Raw genomic sequence first — 8690 nt, 5'->3', positions numbered from 1 at the left:
GAGTCGATGTCCTGTGGGCCATGCTCCGCGACAAGAGGCTGTTCACCTCCACCCCGCCGACCCCGGCGGCGGCTTGACACGGTCATTGAGATTCCTCCCGAGAGCACTGACGCAAGAGGACCGGCGGAAGTGCCGGTCACATTCCATATCATCTCGGACATTTGCGGCTGACCGCCCGTTGGGATGCTCCGGCCGGGGGGTGCCTCGCGGATGCATGGGGGTGGATTTCTGTACCGACAGGCAGCACCATGCCCGCACTGCACGCGCTACTCGCGCGTAACAAGGTAAAGGGGGCTCGATGCTGACGGCCCGACAGGGACTGCCGGTACTTCTGACGCTCTGCCTGGCGCTGACGGCGCCTTTGGCGGCCCACGCCGCCGACCGGGGCCCGGCCGGGTCCTCCGACCAGGTGTCAGCCCGCAATCCGGTGGTCTTCGTCCACGGTTACAACGCCGATCCGGGCGTATGGGGAGCCCTGCGCGCGGACCTGCGGGCCGCCGGGTACGCCGACTCCGAGCTCCACTCCTTCGGCTACGACACCCACCGGTCCGTCAACGAGGTCCTCGCCGGACGGCTCGGCGCCTACGTCGACCAGGTCCGCCGGGAGACCGGCGCAGCCAAGGTCGACGTCGTCTCGCACTCCTTCGGCTCGCTGGTGAGCCGCTGGTACGTGAAATTCGGCGGCGGCGCGGCCACCGTCGGCCACTGGGTCTCCCTGGCCGGGCCCAACCGGGGCACCTCCACCGCATGGGCCTGCGCCCTGTGGGACCAGGCGTGCCGGGACATGACCCCCGGTTCATACGTGGTGAAGAACCTGAACAGCGGGGACGAGACCCCGGGCCCGGTGCGGTACGCGACCTTCTGGTCCGACTGCGACGAGGTCGTCAACCCGGACGACAGCGTGCCGCTGACGGGGGCGGCCAACACGCCCGTCGGCTGCCTCGAGCACAACGACCTGCTCGGAGACGACGGGACCTCGGCGGGGGTGCGCGCCTTCCTCGCCTCCTGACGCCCGACTCCTGCTTCCCGTCCCCCCTAACCTCCGACCGCCCCGCGCCCGGCGGAGTCCCCCGTGCCGGCGGAGTCCCCCGTGCCGGCGACGGCGACCCGCTGGAGCAGGCCGTACGTGAACTCCGCGACGCAGGGCCGCCCCTGCGCGGCGAAGGCGAGGCGCCAGCGGGTCGGCGCGGTGCCCTCCATCGGCCGTACGGGGGCGAAGGCCCGCGCCACCTCGTCCACCGTCGCCGACCAGGGCCGCAGATCGTCCGGCGACGCCAGTACGGGCCCCCGCGCGCCCGGGGCCCGTACGAGCCACTCGTTCCACACCACCCCGCCCGGCGCGGCGAGCACCTCGAAGCGCAGGTCCGGCCAGAGCGGCAGCGGCCACAGCAGTGCCTCGCACTCCAGATCGCCGATCGTGCGGCGCTCGGCGGAATCCGGCGGGCCGAGCACCGAGCGGTACCGGGCCAGCGCGCCGCGGGAGCGGGGCGAGCGGACCATCGCCTGCCAGTGCTTGTTGGCCTCCCGCTGGTCCGCGAGCGAGGCGCCCAGCCGGCGGCGGGCCTCGTCGGCGAGCTCGGGCTGGAAGTCCGCCATCCGCCGCAAGAGCACCAACTGGAAGGCGGTCGGCCCGAAGGAAGTCATGGAGAAACCATTCCACACAGGATCCTTACGTTCTCGGGATACGGATGTTGCCGCAGACCACGTAGCCTGCGGGCGCCATGAACTACTGCCACGCGTGCCGGAGGCATCTCAACGGCGCACTCGCGTGCGCCGGATGCGGAACTCCGGCTGAGTACCTGATACCCGCCGCGTCCGTTGCCGCGCCCGTCCCCGGGCCCGCCGCCGAGGTGCCGGTCGCCGAGGCGCCGGCCGCGCTGGCCGACGTGTTCGCCGACTCGCTGGTCGTGCTGTCCGCGCCGAGTGAGCGGAGGGCCGGTGCGCGCCGCCGGGCCACGCACCGACGGCGCCGCCGGACCGTGCTGACCATCTCGCTCGGGCTGCTGATCGCCCTCGGCGGCTCGCTGGCGGTGGCCCGGATGGCCACCGACGGGGACCGCACCGACCGGGCCGCCAAGGTGGTGCTGACCGACGACGGCCCCCAGCAGCCGGCCCCCCTGCCGGATCTGCCGACGGCCGGTGCGCCCACGGGGTCCGGCAAGGCCACGGCGAAGGCCGCCCCAGGGACGAAGAAGGCCGGGCCCGGGGCGCCGACCGGGGGCGTCGCGCAGCCGGGGCTGACACCCTCCGCCCCCGCACCCGCGACCTCGGGGCCGGTGTCCGGCACCCCCGGCCCGGGGAAATCCGTACAGGGCGCGACGGGGCAGCCCTCGGAGAGCGTCTCGGGCGATGCGCCGACGTCGCAGCCCCCGTCCCCGACGAAGCCCGCCCCCACGCCCACACCGACCAAGGACTGCGGCTTCCTGGGCATGCTGTGCTGGGGCGACTGACCAGGGCTTGCGTGTCTTTCGGAGCGTGACGGGCCGACACGATCCGCGACGTACGCCCTAGCCTCCCAGCATCCGCTTGAGCAGGTCCCGCAGCACCGCCCGCTCCGCCGGGGACAGCCCGGCCAGCGGTTCGCGCGCGAAGTCCAGCGACTCGCGCAGCCGCTCCGCCGTCTGGAGACCCTCCTCGGTGGGGGCGGCCAGCTTGACCCGCCGGTCGGCGGGGTCCGGGCGGCGCTCGACCAGCCCTCCCCGCTCCAGCCGGTCGACGATCCCGGTCACGTTCGAGGGCTCGCACCGCAGCTTCTGCGCGATGCGGCGCATCGGCATGGGCTCCAGCGAGAGCAGATTCAGCACCTTGGCCTGGGCGCCGGTCAGCTGATGGCTGGCGGCCGCGTGCTCGTACTCCAGGTGGTACCGGGTCACGACGTCGCCGATGAGTTCGACGACCTCGACGGTCACTGGGTCTACGCGACGACTGGGCATGGAACCAGCGTACCCATTTACTTGACAACATGAAATATCCAGGCGCATGGTTGTTTCACCTAGTGAAGCAATTCCGTCCTTACCAGGAGCGCCGCATGTCTGAGATCCCCGCCGTCAGCCGCGAGTGGCACCTCGTCCGCCGCCCGCAGGGCTGGCCCGTCGCCGAGGACTTCGCCCTGCGCGAGGTGCCCGTGTCCGCCGAGCCGGCCGCCGGCCGGATCCTCGTGCGCAACCTGCACATGTCCGTGGACCCGTACATGCGCGGCCGGATGAACGACGTGAAGTCGTACATCCCGCCCTTCCAGCTGGACCGGCCCATGGACGGCGGAGCGGTCGGCGAGGTCGTCGCCTCCAACGCCGAGGGCTTCACCGTCGGCGACCACGTCCTGCACGGCCTGGGCTGGCGTGAGTACGCGGAGCTCGACGCCGCGCACGCCACCAAGGTGGACGCCGCGCTCGCCCCGCTCTCCGCCTACCTCGGCGTCCTCGGCATGCCGGGCCTGACCGCCTACGCCGGGCTCTTCGAGGTCGCCTCCTTCAAGGAGGGCGACGCCGTCTTCGTCTCCGGCGCCGCGGGTGCGGTCGGCGGCCTCGTGGGCCAGTTCGCCAAGATCAAGGGCGCGTCCCGGGTGATCGGCTCCGCCGGCTCGGACGAGAAGGTGACGCTCCTCACGGAGAAGTACGGCTTCGACGCCGCCTTCAACTACAAGAACGGCCCCGTCGGCGTGCAGCTGAGGGACTCGGCCCCCGAGGGCATCGACGTCTACTTCGACAACGTCGGCGGGGACCACCTGGAGGCCGCCATCTCCTCCATGAACGTGAACGGCCGGGCCACCCTGTGCGGCGCGATCGCCCACTACAACGACACCGAGGCCGCCCCCGGCCCGCGCAACCTGATGCAGGTCATCGGCAAGCGCCTGCGGCTGCAGGGCATCCTCGTCAACGACCACGCCGGACTGCAGCAGCAGTTCGTCCAGGACGTCGCCGGATGGCTGCGTTCCGGTGAGCTGCGCTACGACGAGACGGTCGTCGAGGGCGTCGAGAACGCCACCTCGGCCTTCCTCGGCATGCTCCGCGGCGAGAACACCGGAAAGATGATCGTTTCTTTCACCGGTTAGGCTCACTCCACAACCGTCGTGACCGTGGGCGCGAGTCGCGGCGATTACCAGGAGGATCATTCTTCATGTCCATCCAGCAGTCCGACGTCGCGTACACCGCTGTGGCCACCGCCGAGAACGGCCGTGACGGCCGCGTCGCCACCCACGACGGTCAGCTCGACGTCGTCGTGAACCCGCCGAAGGAGCTCGGTGGCAGCGGCGCCGGTACCAACCCGGAGCAGCTGTTCGCCGCCGGCTACAGCGCCTGCTTCCAGGGCGCCCTGGGCGTCGTCGCCAAGAACGTGAACGCCGACATCTCCGGCTCCACGGTCACCGCCGAGGTCGGCATCGGCAAGAACGACGAGGGCTTCGGTCTGATCGTCAAGATCTCCGCCGTGATCCCGAACGTGGACGCCGCCACCGCCAAGGACCTCATCGAGAAGGCCCACGAGGTCTGCCCGTACTCCAAGGCCACCCGCGGCAACATCACCGTCGAGCTCGCCGTCTGATCCGGCGCAGCTCAGCGAAGGCCGCACCCCGACGGGTGCGGCCTTCGCCGTAAACTGGCCCCATGCATGATCTTGCGGGGGGCTTCCGGTATCTGCTGGCCGGACAGCGATGGGTGTTCGGACACGGCCGGTGGTTCGGTTTCGGGCTGCTGCCCGGGCTCGTGTCGTTCATCCTCTACGTCGGCGCGCTGATCGGCCTCGGCTACGGCGCCGACGACCTGACCGCCTGGGCCACCCCCTTCGCCGACGGCTGGTCCTCCCCGTGGCTCGCCATCTTCCGAGGCTTCCTGACCGCGCTGCTCTTCAGCCTGGGGCTCTTCCTCGCGGTGATCACCTTCACCGCCGTTACCCTGCTGATCGGCCAGCCCTTCTACGAGTCCCTCTCGGAGCAGGTCGACCGCACCGAGGGCGGCGAGGTCCCCGAGTCGGGGCTCCCGCTCTGGCTGGAGCTGTGGATCTCGGCCCGCGACAGCGTGAAGGTGCTCGGCCGGGTCCTGCTGTACGGGATCGTGCTCTTCGCCCTCGGTTTCATCCCGGTGATCGGGCAGACCGTCGTCCCGGTGCTCGGGTTCTGCGTCTCCGGGTACTTCCTCACCCAGGAACTCACCGCCGTGGCCCTGCAGCGGCGCAAGGTGGACCTCCCCGACCGGCTGGCGCTGCTGCGGTCGCGGCGGATGCTGGTGCTGGGCTTCGGAGTGCCGCTGGTGCTCGCGTTCCTGGTGCCGCTGGTCGCGGTGCTCCTGATGCCGGGCGCCGTGGCCGGGGCCACGCTGATGGCGCGCGACCTCATGCGGACCGACGAGGCTCCGGCCGCCGAAACCACCCCCGCAGGCTTCGGACCGCCCCCGCCGGCGTACTCGTAACGCCGCTCCCCGACCGTCCTACCGCTTCAGCAGCGTGATCGCCCCCGCCGTGTCCTCACCGCCGTGGGCGGCCGGATCGGCGGCCAGCCGGCGGTGCATCAGGTCCAGGTACGGGGCGATCAGCTCGGCGCTGACCCCCTGCTGCTCGGCCGTGCGCAGCAGGGTGCCGGTGGCCGCGGTCTGCATCGCCAGGTTGGACACCACCCCGGTGGTGAAGTCCCGCGTGGTCAGCCGCTCGGCCGCGTTGCCGACGAAGAAGCCCATCGCGCCGAGCCACTCGGACAGCAGCGGGGCCAGGTCCTTCGGGGCGATGTCCTCGCCCTCGATCAGCGCGTAGGCGTGCGAGATGCCGGCGAACATCCCGTACATCGCGCTGAGCAGCGCCACGTCGTGCAGGGCCGCGTGACCGGGGTCCTCGCCGACGAAGCGGGCCCCGGCCGGCACCTCCAGCGTCGCCCGGTGGGTGTCGAAGAGTGCGCGCGAGCCGCTGTAGAAGACGTAGCCCCCGGCCTCCGGGACGCCGATCATCGTCGGGGTGGCCATGATCCCGCCGTCCACGAACCGGGCGCCGCGCTCCTCGGCCCAGGCGGCGCGTGCGCGTCCCTCGGCCGGAGTGCCGGTGGTGAGGTTGACCAGGTCCTTGCCGGTCAGGTCGATGCCGTCCAGGGCGGAGCCGACGGTGGCGTCGTCCAGCAGGCAGACCACGACCAGTCCGTTCGCGGCGACGGCCTCGGCCGGGCTCGCCGCGACGAGGGCCCCTTCGGCGGCCAGCGCCCCGGCCTTGGCGGCGGTGCGGTTCCAGACGGTCGGGGAGTGCCCGGCGGCGAGCCAGGTGCGGGCCAGGGCGGTGCCCATGTCGCCGAGTCCGAGCAGGGTGAGCGAGTTCTTCGGTGCGTTGTCGGTCATGGCGTTTAGCCTGGTGGCAGGCCGGGAGACGCTCAAGTACGCACCTTGGAGTGGGTGGTTACCCCAAGGTGAGCAAGCAGGTGGGGAGGGGTGCGCGATGGCGGTGACACGAAGGCCCGGTGCGGATCACTGCGGGATCGCCGCGGCGATGTCCGTGATCGACGGCAAGTGGAAGGTATCGCTCCTGTGGGAGCTGGAGCAGTGCCCGCGCCGCTTCGGTGAACTGCGCAGGCTCGTCCCCGGTGTCTCCGAGAAGGTGCTCGCCGCCCAGCTGCGCGAGCTGGAGACCGACGGCATCGTGCACCGCGAGGTGTACGACGAGGTTCCGCCGCGCGTCGAGTACTCCCTGACGCCGCTGGGCCGGGAGCTCAACGCGGCCCTGGAGGCCCTGGGGGAGTGGGGTGCGAAGCACCTGCTCGCGGATTCCGCCTAGCCCCGCGTTGCCGAACGGTGATCGGTTACCGGCCCCCGCCTACCCCGGGCGGGCCCGTAGTATGCACGGGAGCAAGTGCCAAGGCTGTCTCTCACCGCCCTTGAGTTCGCCCTGGCCCGGAGCTTCGGCCGGGCCGGGAGCCGGGCAGCGGCTTGCCGAGCCACGACCGGCCGCCGGGCCGAGGACCGACCAGCAGTAGGGACACAGCAGTGACAGTCAGTACCGAGGGCACGGTGGCCGTGCTGCCCCCGGGCGGACCGGCCGCGCCCGCCCGCCCGATACCGGCGAGCCGACGCGGGCTCGGTTCCCGCGGCACGCTCCTGCTCCTCGAAGCCCTCGTCGCCTTCGCCGCGGCGCTCGTGCTTCCGCTGCTGGCCCGCGGCTTCGAGCTCAACCCCCTGAACCGGATCGCGCAGGTCAGCGGCCTCGCCGCGATCCAGCTGCGGTTCGCGCTCGTCGGACTTCTGTTCATCGCCGCGGTGGCGCTGGCCGTGCGGCTGCGCAAGGGCCGGCACTTCGACCTGGCCGCCCGGTTCGCCGCCGCCGCCCTCGCAGGTCTCGCCAGCGGCTTCGTCGCCGCCGGCGCGGTCGTCGCGCTCCACGGCACGCCCTGGCCGATGTTCGGGCTCAACGGCGACAGCGGCCGCATCGTCGAGTGGGCCCACGCGGTGGCCAACGGCCGCCCTTCGGGCTCCCCGGTCTACCCGCCGGCCCCCCTCTACACGCTCGGCTACTACGCCGAGTGGTTCCGCGGCGGCAACACCGCGTACGCCTTCAAGGACCTCCAGATCCTCGGCGCCGCCGCCTTCGGCCCCCTGGTCTACCTCTGCTGGCGCATGCTGCTCGGCCCGGTCCGGGCCCTCGCCTTCGGCGTGGCCCCGGCCTTCGCGCTGATCGACGCGTACAAGCCGTACAGCCAGACGGTGCTCGTGGTGCTGGTGCCGGTCCTGGTGGCGCTGGTGGTGTCGCTGAGCCGCAGCGGATCGCAGGGCTGGCGGCCGCTCCTCCTCAAGGGCGCCGGCTTCGGAGCGCTGCTCGGCGTGCTGTTCCTTACCTACTCGGGCTGGTTCCTGTGGAGCGCGGCGGGTGTGCTGTTCGCCGCCCTGCTGTACTTCCCGTGGCGGGCCGGCCGGCTCGGCCGCCTCAAGGGCGCGGCCTTCCTCGGTGCCTCCCTGGCGGCCTTCCTCGTGGTCGCCGGGCGCTACCTCGTGGTCATGCTGACCGAGGGCCAGACCACCAAGGACTACAACTTCCGGTTCGACAACTTCACCGACCCGGCGTACTACCTCATGTGGCGCACGGACATGCCCGGCAAGGTCGGCGAATGGCCGCCGCCCGGCGAGTACGGCGGGGTCGGGCTGTTCGCCCTGGTCACCTTCGTCTGCCTCGGTGCCGCGATCTGGCTGGGCCTGCGCAAGCCGATGGTCGTCACCATCGCCGCGATGTTCATCAGTGCGTGGGTGATGCGCATGTACATCGCCTCCCACATGTACGAGACGCAGACCGTCCAGCTCTACACCCGCACGAACAACCAGCTGCTCTACTGCGGGCTGCTGCTGTGCGCCCTGGTCGTCCACCTGGTCTCCCAGCGGATGGCCGCGCGCCGGTCCGAGGCCCCGCCCGGCTCCGAAACCCAGCCCGGTTCCGAAACCCGGTCCGGAGCCGGGGCCGGCTCCGGCGCCTCAGGGGGTACGGCGAGCACCGGCTTCCCCGGTCGCGAGGGTGCGGTGATCGGAGCGCTGTGCGCCCTGCTGCTGCTCCTCGGAACGGTCTCCTCCTCGATGGCCGACCGCTACATGCCGGCCAAGGAGAACACCTACCGGATCCTGCCCTGGGTGTCGCACACCATCACCGAGCGGGACGGGAGCTGCCCGAAGTACGCGCCCGGCGGCACCTGCTCCAAGGACGGCGACCAGAGCTGGCTGAGCTTCATCCGATGACCCGGGGGA

General features: G+C 71.6%; 10 protein-coding genes. 7 read left to right on the top strand and 3 right to left on the bottom strand.

All coding sequences use genetic code 11. From position 1 onward, the window contains the following. Nucleotides 1–298 precede the first annotated feature (298 nt). Nucleotides 299–1009 carry an esterase/lipase family protein gene (locus ACWGIF_RS20450; protein WP_453499256.1) on the top strand — a complete coding sequence of 237 codons (711 nt, stop codon included), beginning with the start codon at nucleotides 299–301 and terminating at the stop codon, nucleotides 1007–1009. Nucleotides 1010–1035: 26 nt separating this feature from the next. On the opposite strand, the gene ACWGIF_RS20445 is transcribed toward ACWGIF_RS20450, so the two are convergent. After that, entirely contained in the window at nucleotides 1036–1644 is a 609-nt protein-coding gene (locus ACWGIF_RS20445; RefSeq protein WP_453499254.1) for a hypothetical protein, read from the bottom strand. Nucleotides 1645–1721: 77 nt separating this feature from the next. Here ACWGIF_RS20445 and ACWGIF_RS20440 point away from each other — a divergent pair, with 77 nt between their 5' ends. Further along, entirely contained in the window at nucleotides 1722–2450 is a 729-nt protein-coding gene (locus ACWGIF_RS20440; protein ID WP_453499252.1) for an SCO2400 family protein, read from the top strand. Between the two features lie 57 nt (nucleotides 2451–2507). Here ACWGIF_RS20440 and ACWGIF_RS20435 read toward each other — a convergent pair whose 3' ends face one another. Further along, on the bottom strand, nucleotides 2508–2933 hold the full coding sequence (locus ACWGIF_RS20435) for a MarR family winged helix-turn-helix transcriptional regulator (protein ID WP_453499250.1): 426 nt from the start codon (nucleotides 2931–2933) through the stop codon (nucleotides 2508–2510). A gap of 95 nt (nucleotides 2934–3028) precedes the next feature. On the opposite strand from ACWGIF_RS20435, the gene ACWGIF_RS20430 reads away from it, so the two are divergent. The 3 genes from ACWGIF_RS20430 (at nucleotide 3029) to ACWGIF_RS20420 (ending at nucleotide 5402) form a co-directional block, all read left to right on the top strand. Beyond that, entirely contained in the window at nucleotides 3029–4051 is a 1023-nt protein-coding gene (locus tag ACWGIF_RS20430) for an NADP-dependent oxidoreductase (protein WP_453499248.1), read from the top strand. Nucleotides 4052–4116: 65 nt separating this feature from the next. Beyond that, entirely contained in the window at nucleotides 4117–4539 is a 423-nt protein-coding gene (locus ACWGIF_RS20425) for an organic hydroperoxide resistance protein (RefSeq protein WP_327413801.1), read from the top strand. 62 nt (nucleotides 4540–4601) lie between these two features. Continuing rightward, on the top strand, nucleotides 4602–5402 hold the full coding sequence (locus ACWGIF_RS20420; protein WP_453499245.1) for an EI24 domain-containing protein: 801 nt from the start codon (nucleotides 4602–4604) through the stop codon (nucleotides 5400–5402). An 18-nt stretch (nucleotides 5403–5420) separates the two neighbouring features. Here ACWGIF_RS20420 and ACWGIF_RS20415 read toward each other — a convergent pair whose 3' ends face one another. Then, a complete protein-coding gene (locus ACWGIF_RS20415; RefSeq protein ID WP_453499243.1) occupies nucleotides 5421–6308 on the bottom strand; it encodes an NAD(P)-dependent oxidoreductase in 888 nt (295 codons plus the stop codon). Between the two features lie 97 nt (nucleotides 6309–6405). Here ACWGIF_RS20415 and ACWGIF_RS20410 point away from each other — a divergent pair, with 97 nt between their 5' ends. Next, complete coding sequence (locus ACWGIF_RS20410) at nucleotides 6406–6741, top strand: winged helix-turn-helix transcriptional regulator (protein WP_453499241.1); 336 nt, start codon at nucleotides 6406–6408, stop codon at nucleotides 6739–6741. A gap of 209 nt (nucleotides 6742–6950) precedes the next feature. Then, on the top strand, nucleotides 6951–8681 hold the full coding sequence (locus ACWGIF_RS20405; RefSeq protein WP_453499239.1) for a hypothetical protein: 1731 nt from the start codon (nucleotides 6951–6953) through the stop codon (nucleotides 8679–8681). Nucleotides 8682–8690: the final 9 nt, after the last annotated feature.

It is taken from the genome of Streptomyces sp. NPDC054849, assembly GCF_053610945.1.
The sequence above is the reverse complement of the archived record's forward strand: the minus strand, read 5'-3'. Positions and strand labels throughout refer to the sequence as shown.